At 73.0% G+C, this 14199-nt stretch carries 12 protein-coding genes and 1 pseudogene; 3 read left to right on the top strand and 10 right to left on the bottom strand.

Annotation, left to right across the window (positions count from 1 at the left end; translation table 11 throughout):
• Positions 1–18 precede the first annotated feature (18 nt).
• Together ABGA99_RS01195 and ABGA99_RS01190 are read right to left on the bottom strand one after the other, a co-directional pair.
• Complete coding sequence (locus ABGA99_RS01195) at positions 19–477, bottom strand: hypothetical protein (RefSeq protein WP_347581964.1); 459 nt, start codon at positions 475–477, stop codon at positions 19–21.
• Positions 478–762: 285 nt separating this feature from the next.
• The gene (locus ABGA99_RS01190) at positions 763–1509 is read right to left on the bottom strand and encodes a hypothetical protein (protein WP_347581963.1); all 747 of its coding nucleotides are present in this window, start codon (positions 1507–1509) and stop codon (positions 763–765) included.
• Between the two features lie 166 nt (positions 1510–1675).
• Here ABGA99_RS01190 and ABGA99_RS01185 point away from each other — a divergent pair, with 166 nt between their 5' ends.
• Both ABGA99_RS01185 and ABGA99_RS01180 read left to right on the top strand, forming a co-directional pair.
• Positions 1676–2524: a helix-turn-helix transcriptional regulator gene (locus ABGA99_RS01185; RefSeq protein ID WP_347578946.1), complete on the top strand. Its 849-nt coding sequence runs from the start codon at positions 1676–1678 to the stop codon at positions 2522–2524.
• Positions 2521–2712 (top strand): DUF397 domain-containing protein, encoded by a 192-nt coding sequence (locus ABGA99_RS01180; RefSeq protein WP_347578945.1) that lies wholly within the window; start codon positions 2521–2523, stop codon positions 2710–2712. The genes ABGA99_RS01185 and ABGA99_RS01180 overlap by 4 nt, the downstream gene beginning before the upstream one ends.
• Positions 2713–2767: 55 nt before the next feature.
• On the opposite strand, the gene ABGA99_RS01175 is transcribed toward ABGA99_RS01180, so the two are convergent.
• From ABGA99_RS01175 to ABGA99_RS01155, 5 genes are all read right to left on the bottom strand, one after another.
• A complete protein-coding gene (locus tag ABGA99_RS01175; protein ID WP_347578944.1) occupies positions 2768–3340 on the bottom strand; it encodes a dihydrofolate reductase family protein in 573 nt (190 codons plus the stop codon).
• 114 nt (positions 3341–3454) lie between these two features.
• Positions 3455–4552 (bottom strand): chemotaxis protein, encoded by a 1098-nt coding sequence (locus ABGA99_RS01170; RefSeq protein ID WP_347578943.1) that lies wholly within the window; start codon positions 4550–4552, stop codon positions 3455–3457.
• A gap of 83 nt (positions 4553–4635) precedes the next feature.
• On the bottom strand, positions 4636–5520 hold the full coding sequence (locus ABGA99_RS01165) for a universal stress protein (protein WP_347581962.1): 885 nt from the start codon (positions 5518–5520) through the stop codon (positions 4636–4638).
• A gap of 357 nt (positions 5521–5877) precedes the next feature.
• A complete protein-coding gene (locus ABGA99_RS01160; protein ID WP_347578941.1) occupies positions 5878–6942 on the bottom strand; it encodes a cobalamin-independent methionine synthase II family protein in 1065 nt (354 codons plus the stop codon).
• Positions 6943–7006: 64 nt separating this feature from the next.
• Complete coding sequence (locus ABGA99_RS01155; protein WP_347581961.1) at positions 7007–8491, bottom strand: glycoside hydrolase family 76 protein; 1485 nt, start codon at positions 8489–8491, stop codon at positions 7007–7009.
• Between the two features lie 169 nt (positions 8492–8660).
• On the opposite strand from ABGA99_RS01155, the pseudogene ABGA99_RS01150 reads away from it, so the two are divergent.
• Positions 8661–9173 (top strand): annotated as a pseudogene (locus ABGA99_RS01150) (hypothetical protein); the annotation flags it as partial.
• 144 nt (positions 9174–9317) lie between these two features.
• Here the strand turns inward: ABGA99_RS01150 and ABGA99_RS01145 are convergent.
• The 3 genes from ABGA99_RS01145 to ABGA99_RS01135 all read right to left on the bottom strand — a co-directional run bounded on the left by ABGA99_RS01145 (position 9318) and on the right by ABGA99_RS01135 (position 14157).
• Positions 9318–10778 carry a multicopper oxidase domain-containing protein gene (locus ABGA99_RS01145; protein WP_347581960.1) on the bottom strand — a complete coding sequence of 487 codons (1461 nt, stop codon included), beginning with the start codon at positions 10776–10778 and terminating at the stop codon, positions 9318–9320.
• Positions 10779–11321: 543 nt separating this feature from the next.
• Positions 11322–11777 carry a hypothetical protein gene (locus tag ABGA99_RS01140; protein ID WP_347581959.1) on the bottom strand — a complete coding sequence of 152 codons (456 nt, stop codon included), beginning with the start codon at positions 11775–11777 and terminating at the stop codon, positions 11322–11324.
• Positions 11778–11844: 67 nt separating this feature from the next.
• Positions 11845–14157, bottom strand: coding sequence for a serine/threonine-protein kinase (locus ABGA99_RS01135; RefSeq protein ID WP_347581958.1), 2313 nt, complete (start codon positions 14155–14157; stop codon positions 11845–11847).
• Positions 14158–14199: the final 42 nt, after the last annotated feature.

Here is a 14199-nt window from a genome sequence, read left to right as displayed (position 1 = left end):
CCCGACCGTGCCGAGTCGCTACGCGGCCATCGTCACCGACGTCCGGGCGAGGGCCGGGGTCCGGCGGGTGCGGCGGTCGTCGGCGAAGACGACGGCGCGCAGGACCGCGAAGCGGCCTATGCCCGCCAGGGCCGACGCACAGAGGTAGACCGCCTGTTCGGTGACGACCGAGGGGTTCGTCTGCATCGCGTGCAGCACCAGCAGCGCGGCGGTGGTGAAGGCGTAGCTGACGGCGACCGTCAACGCAGACTGCAGGTGGACGCGCAAGCCCCCGCACTCGCTGCGGAACGACACCCGGCCGTGCAGCTCGGTGGCCAGCAGCGTCGAGACCACGGTGATCAGCGCGTTGGCGACCATCATCGGCATGGCGCCGTCGAGGAGCACGAGCGCACCGCTGGAGGCCAGACCGACACCGCCACCGCAGACCACGAACCGGGCGAACGCCGCGACGGCCGGGCGGCTGGGGAGCTGAATCACGGTGTCCTCCGAGGTCGGTGTGCACCGCCGGTGCGATGACACCCTCGAAGTTACGGATCATCCGGCCCCGGCACGATCCGGGTTCCCCCCGGTCCTGGTGGGGGTAACCCCCCCTCCGACCCTTAGGGCTGGTGTCACCCCGTAGTACCGGTCACGCCCTCCGGCCCCCGAACCCCTGCTCCTGACAGCGCAGTTCCCCCGCCTCGTCCGTGAACCTCCCCGTCGGACCGTCCGCGCCGAGAATCGCCGGGCCCACGAACAAGGGGTCTGAGGGCTATGAGCACCTCACGCGTCAACCTGGTCCTCCTCCAGGGCAACGCGGATGTCCTCCACCTCCGGGGTGTGGGAGGACCAGGTGGCCACCAGGCGTTCGAGGAGGGGGCGGTACGTGTCGAGGTGGGCGGTGAGGACAAGGGCGCCGGCCGTCTGGAGTTCGAGTTCCGGGAGGCCGGTCAGCCGTACCGCGAGTTCGGCGGCCTGGTCGGACTCCGCCGAGCCCAGCGCCCTTGCGCACGCCACGCGGATTCGCAGCGGGCGATCCTCGTCCAGAGCCATCGCACCGAGCTGGGCGACAAGTTCGCGGTCCTCGGGGACATCGCAGGCGTAGAGGCACTGCCCGGCGGCGGACACGGCGCCGTCGTCGACGACGTCACCGTTCACGGCGCGCAGCGCCGCGGTGATCAGCGGGGCGTCCGCAGCCTCGGCGTGGTTCTGGATCGCCCACAGCGCGCTGGCCCGGTCCTGCCCTCGCGCTTCCGGCAGCGGCGTCCCCCGCAGGACCCACCGGGCGCGGTCCAGCACCTCTGCGGCGTACTCGTCCAGCGGATTGCCGAAGCCCCACCGGGCTTGCCGGTCCTGGTAGTGGAAGTACTCCAGCGCTGTGCACACCGCGTCCCGCCGCCCGGAACGCAGCAGGTCAAGGAAGGCGGTGCACGGATCCGGGTTCCGGTCCGCCGACTTGAGCAGTTCGTCCCGCTCGGCCGTCACCGCCGGGTCGTCGAAGCTGTGCCGTTCCCAGTACCCGAGCGTCATGGCGGAAGCCTAGAGGGCCGGGCTCGGGGCGGCCGGTGACATCCGGGGCTGCCACTCAACCCGTACAACTGCTCATGGGTGGGTTACCGACTGGACCGGATCAGTGACGGAACGTAATCATGGCGGGGTTGGAGTTCCGGCAGTGACACGGGAGAGGTGGCCGGGCATGGGGAGCGTGGGCAATGGCGGGCTGTATGGGGGCGAGCCGGAGGTGTCGGACTCCCTGAAGACGTTCGGAGCGGTATTGAAGGTGCTCAGGGACGAGGCGGGGCTGACGCAGGAGCAGTTGGCCGAGCAGGTGGGGTATTCCCAGCACTACATCGCGGGCATCGAGCAGGGACGGCGGTTTCCGCCGAAGCAGCTTCCCCCGCTGTCCGAGAAGCCCCTGGGGGAGTTCGCCGCGAGGATGCTGGATGCGGCGCGCAGGAGTCTGACAAGGAAGGTGGGGCTGTCGTCAAGGTTCCAACACTGGGCGGCGATCGAAGAGGACGCTCTCACGTTGTACGCATACGAGTGCCGTACCGTCCCGGGGCTGCTGCAACCCGAGCCGTACATCCGGGCGATCCTGGACACCGGGCTGCCGCCGCTCACGGAGGAGCAGATCGAGCGCCAAGTGGCCGGTCGGCTGGACCGGCAGGTCGTTCTCGACGACCGGCCGAACACCTACTTCGGCTTCGTCCTCGAACAATCGCTGCTGGAGCGGCGGATGGGCGGGACAGAGGTCACCCGCACGCTCCTCGACCGCCTGGTCTCCCTCGGCCAGCGACGCAACATCGAGATCCTGGTGATGCCGCTGCGCAAGGAGAACCACGCGGGGCCCGACGGCTCTCTCTACCTCGCCGAGACCAGCGAGCACCGTTGGCTCGGGTACTCCGAGGGGCAGCTCTCAAGCAACCTGATCAGCAGGCCGTCAGACGTCGGTATGCTGCAGCAGCGCTACTCAAGGCTGAGTTCCCAGGCGCTTGACCGCGAGGCTAGCGTGGAGCTGCTGGAGCAGATGCGAGGAGACCTATGAGCAGGACTGAGCTGGACTGGTTCAAGAGCAGCTACAGCGGAACCCAGGGCGACAACTGCGTCGAGGTCGCGATCACACCGCGGGCCGTCCACGTCCGTGACACCAAGGACCGGGACGGCGGTCAGCTCACCCTGACCCCCGCCGCCTGGGCCGACTTCGTCGCCTTCGCCAAGGCCGTCGAACTCTGAGGTACCCACCGCCCGTGCAGCCGTGTCCGGCAGCGCGGGCGGTGGCGCGTGGGCGTCAGTGGACGACGTCGAAGACGTTCTTCTGCAGGCCATTGGCATACACCTCGTGGTCGACCAGCTTCAGCTTCTGGGTGTCCTTGGAGGTGTCGCTGTACAGGCGCTTGCCCGCGCCCAGCAGCAGGGGGAAGACCAGCAGGTGGTAGCGGTCGATGAGGCCCGCGTCGGAGAGGTGGTGGTTCAGGGTGGCGCTGCCGTGGACGATGATCGGGCCGCCTTCTGTCTCCTTCAGCGCGGCGACATCGTCGAGGGAGCGCAGGATGGTGATGTCGCCCCAGTCGGTGACGAGGTCGTCCTCGGCGAGGGTGGTGGAGACGACGTACTTCGGCAGGACCTTGTATCTGGCGAACTCCTCCATGCCCGGCCACACCGGACTGAACGCCTCATAGCTGACCCGGCCCATCATCAGTGCGCCGGCTTCCTCCTGCTCCCGGCCCTTGAGCTCGTACGCCTCGGGGAGGAAGTCGACCTCCTTGAAGGTCCAGCCGGAGTTGCGGTAGCCCGGCTCGCCGCCCGGGGCCTCCATGACGCCGTCGAGGGAGACGAAGGCGGTGCTGATGAGAGTGCGCATTGTCGGTAGCTCCTGGTCCGGTGATGGCTGCGGCGGGTGGCCCCGCGCCGCTTGCGGTCATCCTTTACGACGGCACCCACGGCCGGAAGTCATCGCTCGCCGTACGCATGCCGCTCAGTAGCGCAGCACCGCCGCGATACGGCCGTTGTCGGAGAGGGCGTCGTCGGGGACAAACGTGACGTCGGCGCCGGTGTCGAGCGCCTGCTCGACGATCTCGTCCACGATGTCGTGGCGGGCCTGCGGGTCGTCGTCCTCGGCGGGGACGAGGTGGTCGTCGTCGGCCGAGCGGACGGTGATGCGGTAGTTCTCCTCGACGACGAGACGGTGGACGCGGCCGTCGGAGACCTTCGACCACACCTCGTCCACGCCGCCCGCGAAGGCCCGGCGGCCCCGGGCGTCGTCCAGGGCGGCGATGGCCGCGGCGGCGTGCTGGCGCGCCTGCGTGGCCCGGGCGGGGGCGACGGTCCTGGCGACCGCGTCCGGGGGGCCCTGGGCCAGGCCGCCGTGGGGGATGTGGACGGCGGTGGCAGCGGCGGTGCCGGTGTCGGCGAGGAGGGCGAGGGCGGCGTCCGCGCCGGTGGCGTAGAGGGGCCGGGGGTCCTTGGCGAGAACGGCGTGCAGCGCGGCGTCGGCGTCGCGGAGGAAGATGCGGACCTCCTCGTCGCGGAACGTGCTGGGCGTGTCCCCGATCCGCTCCTCGCGCTCCGCGTCCGGGTTCTCCAGGGTCCGGGTCATCGGGAAGCCGTCGGCGGTGGCCTCGGTGACGTGCTCGCCCGAGCCGCTCCACAGGGTGACGCGGTCGGCGGCCAGGGACAGCACCCAGTACGGGCGCTGCGCCGCGTAGGCCGCCACCAGGTTGCGGGTGAGGAACGAGTCGGCCAGCACGACCCGTTCGGGGACGGCGCGCGGGAGGGCGAACACGTGGTGCTCGGCCACGGTGGCGAAGATGACGAGGCCGTCGAGTGCCAGGGAGAGGTCGGTCTCCTCGACGGCCGCGGCGAGCTGCGCGCGGATCTCCTCGCGGGCCGCGCGGGTCACGCCGGGGTCGCGGTCGAGCTGCCGGTCGGCCTCGGCGAGGACGTTGCGCAGCCGTACGGAGTCCTCCGCGTTGCGGGGCGCGCGCCGGTGCGTCGGCAGCGTGATCGACACGGCGGGGTAGGGGCGCCGCTCGCGCAGCTCCGCGAGCGCCGAGGGGGTGAGCGAGGTGTCCATCGTGCCTCTCCAGGTCCTCCGGCCGTCGGTACGGCGGGTGTCAGGGCCGGTCAGGGCCAGTTCAGAGCTGGGTCGGAGCCGGGTCAGGGGCGCTCACCCGCGCCGCGTACGACGGCGACCGGGCAGCGCGCGTGCTGCAGGAGCGCGTGGCTGACCGAGCCGAGGAGCAGCCCGGCGAAGCCGCCGTGGCCGCGGGCGCCGGTGACGAGGAGGCCGGCGTCCTTGCTGGCCTCGATGAGCAGTTCGCGGGCCGAGCCCTCGACGGCGGTACGTTCGACCGGTACGTCCGGGTACGACTTCTCGGCGCCCGCCAGCGCCTCGGCGAGCACCCGGTCGCCCGCCGCGGCCGGCCCGTCCGCTTCGGTCCGGGCCGGGCCGCCCGGCCGCGGCGAGTACCTGGTCCAGGAGCTCCAGACGTGCAGCGCGACGAGTCCCGCGCGCCGCCGGTCCGCCTCGGCGAAGGCGAACTCGACGGCGGCGGCCCCGGCCGGCGAGCCGTCGACGGCCAGCAGCACCGGACCGTCGGGGCGGGCGCCGCCACCCCGTACGACGAGCACGGGGCAGTGGCCGTACGCGGACAGATGGACCGCCGTCGAGCCCACGAGCAGCCGGGTGAACGCACCGAGGCCGCGGCCGGCGACCACCGCCAACTGCGCGGTCTTCGTCTCCTTGACCAGGGCCTCCATGACCTCGCCGGTCACGACGGCACCGTCGGCCTTGACGCGGGGCTCCGACGTCCGGGCGTGCGCCACGGCGTCGTCGACGACCTTCTCGGCCTCCTTGCGCAGCGCGGTGTCCCCGGGGAGCATCGCGGCGGCGCCGGGATAGGCGCCGAAAGCCGGCCAGAGGAACGCGTGCACGACCCGCACGGGGCACCCGCGCAGCTTCGCCTCCCGCGCGGCGACCGCGACCGCGTCGAGGCCCGCCGCGGAGCCGTCCACGCCCACGACGACCGGCGCAGTCTCCATCCCGCCACTCTCCGTTCCCGCGCCACTCGCCTCCCGCGGGCCGCACACCCGGGGTCCTGACCCGAGCCTGTGCCACCGGCGCCGGACACACCAGCGCTGCGCCCGCAGTCGGGTGACCGCGGCCACCGGGGCCCGCCGCAGGTGGGTGGGGCCGGGGAGGAGACGATCGCGAGGATCAGGGAGCTGTCCGGGCTCCGGTCGGGGGGCGACGCTCCGTCGCCTTCGAAGCCGTTCCCGGAGCGGCGGCCGGACAGCACCGCCCCTCCGGCGGGTCCGGCCCCCGCGGGCGCCGCGGGGGCCGGACCGTGGTCTGCCGGCACGGCCCGGCCCCTTTGCGGCTCCGGGTCGGTGCCCGGCTCAGAGCCCGAGCGCCTCGGCCGCCAGGTCGGTCCCCCGCACCCTCGCCTCGATCTTGGCGAAGGCCAGGTCGCGCGAGGTGGAGGTGTCGTCGGCGAACGGCGAGAAGCCGCAGTCGTCGCAGGTGCCGAGCTGGTCGACGGGGATGTGGCGGGCCGCGAGCAGCACGCGGTCACGTACCTGCTCGGGCGTCTCCACCTCGGGGCTGATCGGATCGGTCACGCCGATGAACACCCGGATACCCGGGCGCAGTTGGTCGGCGATGATGCGCAGGACGCGTTCGGGGTCGCTCTCGCTGGCCAACTGGATGTAGAAGTTGCCGGCCTTCAGCCCGAAGAGCTTGGGCAGCAGTCCGGCGTAGTCGACGTCCAGGCTGTGGGTGGAATCGTGGTCCCCTCCCGGGCAGGTGTGCACCCCCAGACGGGCCCGCTCCGTCTCGCCGAACCGGCCCAGCACCTCGTTGTTGAGGGCCAGCAGGTCGTCCAGGAGCGCGCCGCTCGGATCGAGCTTGAGGGAGAGACGGCCCTCGGTGAAGTCGAGCTGGACCGCGTGCGCGCCCGCCTGGAGGCAGCCGCGGATGTCGGCCTCGGCCTCGTCGGCCAGGTCGCTCAGGAACGCCTCGCGGGAGTAGCCGGCGACGGGTTCGGCCGGGTAGAGCAGGCTGAGCGCCGAGGGTGCGATGACCGCCTGCTTGAGAGGGAGGCCGGTGTGCCGCCGGGCGGCGCGCAGATACGACTCCGCACGGATCGCGTAGCGGAACGGCCCCGCGGTCAGGTGCGGGAACTGGCGGACGTGGCCGTCGGCGAACGGGATGGTGACGCCGTGCGGCGCGAGGGTGGCCAGGCCCGCGATCGGATAGGTGGCGAAGCTGGGCTTGGCCTGCTCGCCGTCGACCAGGACCGGGCAGCCCAGCGCCTGCAGGCGGGCGAGCGTGTCCGCCGCGGCCTGCTGCTGTAACTCTGTCAACTCCTCGTCGCTCAACCGCCCTTGGGCATGCGCACCGAGAGCCTGCTGCAGGGCTGGGGGCCGGGGGATGCTGCCGATCGGCTCAGTGGGGATACTCATGCGCGGACCATAGGAAGCCCCCCGTGTCCCGGCAAGAGAGAACGAGTGTGCGGGGCGGCCCCCGCTAGGGGGCCGCGTTCATCAGGTCCAGCGCGCTCTGCTGGCGGGCCGCGTCCGTCTTGTCCAGGGGGCCGTACCAGCGCAGGCCGTACTGGTCGAGCGCGTTGCGGTCGGCGGTGTGGGCGCGGTCCGCCTGGCGGGCGAGGTAGCCGGTGTACGGGTGGTCGGGCAGGGCGGCGTTGAGCTTGCCCAGGCCGCGGACGTGGGCGCCCTTGAAGGACGGGCCGTCCGCGCCGCAGTCGCCCGACTCGCAGGGGTCGCGGAGGATGCCGTCCGCGGTGTGCAGCGAGGGGGCCGTGGTGGCGGCGTCGGCGAGGCGTCGGGCGGTCGCGAGGAGGGCGTCCGCGCCGGTGGCACGGTGGAGTTCGGTGAGGGCGCCGAGCAGCACGCCCTGGTTGTACGACCAGACGGGCTGGCCGTTGTTGCGGCAGGTGCCCAGGTCGATGCCGTCGTTGACCAGGGAGGAGCCGTTGATCATGCCGGTGCCCTGGAACCAGGTCCAGCCGTCGCGCGCCCGCTTCAGATACGCGCTGTCGCCCGGAATGCGGTTGTGCAGGGCCGCGTTGAGGTGGATGTAGAGGGAGTTGGAGATGGCGTTCTTGTACGTCTTCGCCTGGCTCCACCACACGCCGCCGCCGCAGCGGTCGTCCCAGTACGCGGCCATGTGGTCGGCGTCGGCGCGGGCGGTGTCGAGGTAGCGGCGGTCGCCGGTCAGGTCGTACGCGGCGATCCAGGCCAGGCCCCACCAGCCGGTGTCGTCGATGTAGTCGTTGCGGAACCGGCCCTGGTGGGCACCGAGCTGGCGGTCGTAGGTGGTCGCGATGGCGTACTCGTAGCTGCGCATGCCGCTGACGCGGATGTTGTCGATCACGGCGGTCAGCGCGTTGGCCGAGTTCCACCAGCCGGTGGTGGCGAAGAGGCCGGTGGCGTTGTCGTAGAAGGACATCTGCGCGGTGGCGGCGGCGGTTCTGCGGTCCCAGGCGTTCCAGGTGCTGCGGGCCCAGGGGGTGCAGGCGATGTCGGGGCGGTCGGCGGCCTTGCCGCAGGCGCGCAGGGCGCCGACGCCGCGGTTCGCCCAGTCGTCGACGTTGTACATGCCGGTGCGCCAGCCGCGCTGGCCGGCGGGGATGCTCGTGTTGCCGAGCCGGCTGCCGGAGGCCCAGGTGCGGCCGCCGTCGAAGGAGCGGTCGAGCCAGACCTCGTCGCCGGGGCTGCCGTTGGCGATCGTCGCCCAGCCCATCGCGCTGTCGTCGTCCACGTGCAGCGCGAGGGTGCGGGAGAAGAGGGTCGTGGTGACGGCGGTACGGTCGCGGGCGGCCTGGGCGGGGTCGCGGGCGTCGCAGTAAACGTTGCAGATCAGGGCGAGTGCGGTCGCGGCGGGGGCGGGCCGCGCCGCGGATGCGGGGGCGGGAACGGCGGCCAGGGAGCCGGCGGCCAGGGAGCCGGCGGCCAGCGCCGCCGTCGCCGTCAGCGTCGCTAAGCGCTTCATAGGCACCAGAGTGACCGGATGTCATGTTTACGTCAATGACGTCGGCCCCGGGTCTGGACGGCGCGCCCGGGTGGTGGTGTCGCACGACGTGAGCCCCTTCTTTATCACGTTGTAGAGCCGGAAGAACCCCGTGCCCACTCCCCCACGAGCACGCCGGTTACGCGGCCGCCTGCGGGCGTCCGCCGCCGTCTTCGCCCTCGTCGCCGCCCTCCTCGGTACGGGCCTCACCGCCGCGCCCGCCGCCACCGGGGACCGCGCCGGCGCCGCCGACTGGACGCCCAAGCCGCCGCCCATGACCACCCCCCGGACCGGCGACGTCCCCGTCGACACCCCGCTGCCCGAGTACCCGCGCCCCCAGCTCACCCGCCCCGACTGGGCCAACCTCAACGGCATCTGGGACTTCGCCGTCACCGGCCGCGACGCCGGTCCCGCCGGCCACACCGGGCGCGTCACCGTCCGCGACGGCGGCACCGTCGTCGGCACCGCCACCGGACCGGCGGGCAGCCGGTTCTCCGTACGCGTAGCGGACCCGCGGCTGTGGTCCCCCGACGATCCGTTCCTCTACGACGTGACCGTGGAACTCCTCGCCGCCGACGGCACCCCGGCCGACACCGTGGGCAGCTACGCCGGCATGCGCTCCGTCGGCCTCGCCGAGGTCGACGGCGTGCAGCGGCCCGTGCTCACTCAGCTCGCGCGCGGGCCACCCCTGGGACGACCCGGCCACCTTCACCGAGGACACCACCTGGTCCGTGGCACCGCCCTGGGCACCGTAGGACGGAGCCGGCCGGGGAGGGCCCCCCGGCCGGCGCGTCGACGGGCCCCTCGGTCAGGCGATCTTCATCGTCGCCATCATGCCCATCGCGGAGTGGTCGAGCATGTGGCAGTGGTAGACGTACGAGCCCCGGTGGGTGTCGAACGTCGCCTGCACCTTGATCGTCTCGTTCGGGCGCAGGTTGACGGTGTCCTTCAGCCCCGCCTCGCCCGGACCCGGCGCCTGGCCGTTGCGCTCCAGGACACGGAACTGGACGAGGTGCATGTGGAAGTTGTGCCACGCGATCTGGTTGAGGTTCCTGACGGTCCAGATCTCGCTGGCGCCGAACCGGATCTGCTGGTCCACCCGGGCCGGGTCGTACAGCTTCTCGTCGATGTACGCCTGCGGGTGCGGCCGGCCGTCCTCGTCCATCCGCAGGGTGACGGTGCGTTCGGCGGTCGGCTGCGGCAGCGGCGGCAGCTCGCGCAGCACGTCCGGGACGCGGCTGCCGTCCTTCGCCGTCCGGACGATGTCGAAGCGCAGTACCTGGCCGACGAGTTCGGGGCTGCCGAAGCCGCCGGTGTTCTTCAGCACGACGCTGCTGCCGACGGGGTAGCGGGAGAAGTCGATGACGACGTCGGCGCGCTCGGCGGCGGACAGCGGGATGGCGGTGGTGGGGTACGGGCGCGGCAGCAGCCCGCCGTCGGAGCCGATCTGGATCATCTCGCTGCCGTCCTCCAGCCGCAGCTCCATGAAGCGCTGGTTGGAGCAGTTGAGCAGCCGGACGCGGTACTTGCGGGCGGCGACCTGGACGTACGGGTACGCCTTGCCGTTGGCGATCATCGTGGAGCGCTGCCGATCGCCCATCGTGTAGTGCAGGCCGGTCGCGTCCACGTTGGCGTCGCGGATGGCGATGGGCAGGTCGTACTGCCCGGTGGGCAGCGGCAGGGCCTCTTCGACCTCGTCGGTGAGGAGGTACTGGCCGGACAGCCCGCGGTAGACGTTCTCCGACTCGATGTGGTGGGCGTGGTCGTGGTACCAGAGCGAGGCGTGCGGCTGGGTGTTGGGGTAGTAGTACGTACGGTCCGCGCCGGGGGCGATGGTCTCCATCGGCTGGCCGTCGTGCTGCGGGTCCACCTCCCCGCCGTGCAGGTGCACCGAGGCGGGCACGTCGAGCCGGTTGCGCTGCTGGATGACCACGGGCCGGCCGCGGCGCGCCTTGATCAGCGGGCCGGGGAAGTTGCCGTTGAACGTGAGCACCTGCGACTGGATGCCGGGAAGTATCTCCGCGGTCGCCGGCTGCATCGTCATGACGTAGACGTCGACGCCGCCGCCCGTCGACACCGGCGACAGCACCGTGGGCCGCGGCATGGGCTGGGTGAAGGGCGTGGCAGCGAGCGCGGCGTTCGCCGCCGGCTCCGCGGCGGCGGGCTCGGCCCCGGCCGGTGTGGTCGCCAGCGGCACCAACGCCGCTCCGGTCACGCCCGTGCACGCGGTCGCCATACCCGCGGCGAGCACCCTGCGCCGACTCACCATGAAAGTTGCCTCCAGTGAACTGTGAACTGTGTGCGCCCCGGATCGCCTGATCGCCACAGCGTTGTGGCGGCCGGAATTCGGGGGTGTGGGAGGGATGGGGGGTTCGTGGCGTCCAGACGGTTCCGAGGCCGTGTCACCCGGGCCGTGGACAGTCCGTGCGGTCACCGGTGCGGGCCGGGTCCGGGAGCCTTTGGGCCCGGCCCGCAACGGGTTCAGCGGGATCCGTAACGGATCGACAGGGAGGTGTGAGCGACTCGCACCTCGCGTCGGCAGTATGGAACGCCCCACTTGGGACTGACTTGATTTCATGCAGGAGGGATGGCGGCAAAGCCCGAAGCAGACTGATTTATTCTTCAACGACATGAAGGCAGGCCGGGCGGGGCCGCGCGCGGGATCCGGCCGGCGCGGCGGCGGCGAACGGCGCCCCGGCGCAGGTGGGCGGCGGGACGAGCGGCGGGCGGCCCACCGGCGTCCGAGGGCGGACCCGGCGGAACTTTTGCCTCCACCCGCCCCCGCCCGGTCATCTCTTGACGGCTTCTTTACTCATTCCTGACGGTCGGCCGAGGCGGCGGCGCGCGGCCGGCCGCTCGACGTCGTCCAGGTGCACAGCCTGGTCGACATCGACTGCGTCCTGCCGATGCTGCACGCCTGGAACAGGAGGGCCGCATCCGCGCCCTCGGGGTCACCCACCACGAGCCGGCGTACTTCGACGTGCTGGCCGACTGGATCGAGCGGGGCGACATCGACTTCGTCCAGGTGCACTACTCCGTACGCACGCGTGCCGCCGAGCGGCGCGTGCTGCCGGCGGCGGCGGACAACGGCGTCGCGATGCCGGTGAACATGCCGCTGGAGAAGGCGCGGCTGCACCACGTCGTCCGCGGGCGGGAAGTGCCGGACCTCGCGGCGGAGTTCGGGGCGGGCAACCGGTCGCAGTTCTTCCTGAAGTGGGTGCCCGGCCACCGTTCCGCCCGCCGTCGCCGGACCGGCCGTCCCGGTCACCCGAACCGGATGCCGGCGGCCGGGTACCGGCGGCCCGATCCCGGCCGGGGTGGCGCCGCGCGGTGGGTCAGGCCGCCGGCTCTCCCTCGGTACGGGCGCGGTACGCGGCGACTTCGGCCCTCAGCCGGTCGGCCTCCTCGTGCTCCCCCACCTCGTCGAGGTGGTACGCCTGGAAATCGCGGGCGGCCAGGGCTTCCGGGTGGTCGGGGCCCCCGACGCGCGCCCAGTCGGTCGCGACCGCGGCCAGCAGCCGGGCCGCCTCGGCGTGCTCTCCGGCCGCACCGACGTGACGGGCGTGCGAATGGCGGGCGTTGAGGGTGTCGGCGTGGTCGGGACCCACGACCGGCGCCCAGTCGGCGGCGACCTCGGCCAGCAGCCGCGCCGCCTCGGCGTGCTCCCCCGCCTCGCCCAGCTCCCACCCGCGCAGGTGGCGGGCCAGCAGGGTGTCGTAGTGATCGGGGCCCTGGACGCGCGCGCGGTCGACGGCCAGTCCGGCGTACAGCCGTGCCGCCTCCAGGTGGTCTCCCGACGTGCCGAGCTGCGAGGCGTGGCGCTGGCGCACCAGCAAGGTGTCGTCGTGGTCGGGTCCCAGGACGCGGGCGGTGTCGGCGGCCAGTTCCGCGTACAGGCGGGCGGACTCCGCGTGCTCCCCCGCCTCTCCGACATGGCGGGCCCGGCTCCCGCGGGCGGCCAGGGTTTCGGCGTGGTCGCGGCCGCGTATCCGGCTCAGGTCGGGGATGAGGCCGGCCATCAGACGCGCGCCCTCCGCGTGGTCCCCCGCCTCTCCGACGTAGTGGGCGTGGATCATGCGGGCGACCAGGGTCTTGGTGTGGTTGCGTCCGTGCACGCGGATCCGGTCGTCGAGGAGAACGGCGAACAGCCGGGCGGCCTGCGCGTAGTCCCCCGTGTCCGCGAGGTTGCAGGCGTGCAGGTGGCGGGTGAGCAGGGTGTCGGGGTGGTCGGGGCCCCGCACGCGTACGGAGTCCGGGATGACGTCGGCCAGCAGGCGCACGGCTTCCTCGTGCCGGCCCGCGTTCCCGAGGGCCTCGGCGTGGGCCCGGCGGGTGGTCACGACGCTCCGGTGGTCCGGTCCCAGCCGGCTGACGAACTCCGGGACGAGATCGCCCAGCAGACCCGCGGCCTCCGCCTCCCGGCCCGACTCCGCGACGGCCGCGGCGTGGTGCTGGCGGGTGTACAGGACGTCGATATGGTCGGGCCCCTGCACCCGGCTGCGGTCCGCGACGAGCTCGGCCAGCAGCCGGGCGGACTCCTCGTGCTCGCCCGACCTGCCGATCTTGAGTGCCTGCCGGTGGCGGCGGCGCAGCGCGCGGGGACGGTCGGCCTTCGGTACGCGACCGGAGGCGGCGGTGGCGGGCGGGGGTTCCGGCTCCGGCGGCTGCGCGCCCGGCTCCGTGGGGGTATAGCGCGGGGGCGCGGTGGCCGTGGGCGCGTCGTGCGGGGGCGGCGGGCCGTCGCCGGGCTCGGTGGCGCGCGCGGTGGGGGGCACGGTGCGGGCCTGGATGAGGTCGGCCACGGCGTCCGGCCACGGCGGTGCGCCCGGGAAGTCGTCGCCCGGATCCCAGTCCGCGGCTATCAGGGCGAGGAGTTCTGCGGGGGTGGGCCGGTCGTCCGGGTTCTTGGCCAGGCACGCGGCGACGAGGGTACGTACCCGCTCGGGCACCTCGTCCAGCCGCGGCTCGGCCGTGACCACGCGGTGCAGGACGCCCAACGGCGCGCCGTGGCCGAACGGCTCGACGCCGCCGGCGGCGTAGGCCAGGACGGCGCCGAAGGAGAAGACGTCGCCGGCCTGCCGGACGTCACCGTCCTGGGCCTGCTCCGGGGACATGAAGCCCGGCGTGCCGATGGTCGCTCCGGTCCCCGTGAGCACGGTGGCGTCCAGGGCCCGGGAGATCCCGAAGTCGATCACCCGCGGGCCGTCCGCGGCCAGCAGCACGTTCGCGGGCGTGAGGTCGCGGTGGAGCAGCCCCTCGGCATGGATGGCCTGCAGCGCCTCGACCAGCCCGGCGGCCAGCGGCCACACCGAGGCTTCCGGGAACGGCCCGGCCGCGCGTACGGCGTCGGCCAGGGAGGGGCCCGGGACGTAGAGCGTGGCGATCCACGGCGGATCGTCCTCGGGGCCCGCCGCCATCACCGGCGCGGTGTACGCCCCGCTGACCGACCGGGCGGCGGCCACCTCCCGCCGGAACCGGCTGCGGAACTCGGGCTGCCGCGCCAGATGGGCGTGCACCACCTTCACCGCCGCCGCCCGCCCGCCGGGCGACCGGCCGAGGAACACCTCCCCCATGCCGCCCGCGCCCAGGCGGCCCCGTAGCACGAAGTCGCCCACCCGCGCGGGATCCCCAGCCGCCAGCGGCTCCACAGCGCTCCTCCTTCCGTGCCGGACCACACCCTCCGGCACTAC

This window comes from Streptomyces sp. B5E4 (assembly GCF_039871555.1).
Lineage (GTDB): Bacteria > Actinomycetota > Actinomycetes > Streptomycetales > Streptomycetaceae > Streptomyces.
This window is presented reverse-complemented; position numbering and strand designations above follow the sequence as displayed.

Bases quoted from the DNA above. Each gene is read 5' to 3' on its own strand.
- ABGA99_RS01190 (WP_347581963.1), bottom strand. From the start codon at position 1,509: ATGACGCTCGGGTACTGGGAACGGCACAGCTTCGACGACCCGGCGGTG.
- ABGA99_RS01185 (WP_347578946.1), top strand. From the start codon at position 1,676: ATGGGGAGCGTGGGCAATGGCGGGCTGTATGGGGGCGAGCCGGAGGTG.
- ABGA99_RS01180 (WP_347578945.1), top strand. From the start codon at position 2,521: ATGAGCAGGACTGAGCTGGACTGGTTCAAGAGCAGCTACAGCGGAACC.
- ABGA99_RS01175 (WP_347578944.1), bottom strand. From the start codon at position 3,340: ATGCGCACTCTCATCAGCACCGCCTTCGTCTCCCTCGACGGCGTCATG.
- ABGA99_RS01170 (WP_347578943.1), bottom strand. From the start codon at position 4,552: ATGGACACCTCGCTCACCCCCTCGGCGCTCGCGGAGCTGCGCGAGCGG.
- ABGA99_RS01165 (WP_347581962.1), bottom strand. From the start codon at position 5,520: ATGGAGACTGCGCCGGTCGTCGTGGGCGTGGACGGCTCCGCGGCGGGC.
- ABGA99_RS01160 (WP_347578941.1), bottom strand. From the start codon at position 6,942: ATGAGTATCCCCACTGAGCCGATCGGCAGCATCCCCCGGCCCCCAGCC.
- ABGA99_RS01155 (WP_347581961.1), bottom strand. From the start codon at position 8,491: ATGAAGCGCTTAGCGACGCTGACGGCGACGGCGGCGCTGGCCGCCGGC.
- ABGA99_RS01145 (WP_347581960.1), bottom strand. From the start codon at position 10,778: ATGGTGAGTCGGCGCAGGGTGCTCGCCGCGGGTATGGCGACCGCGTGC.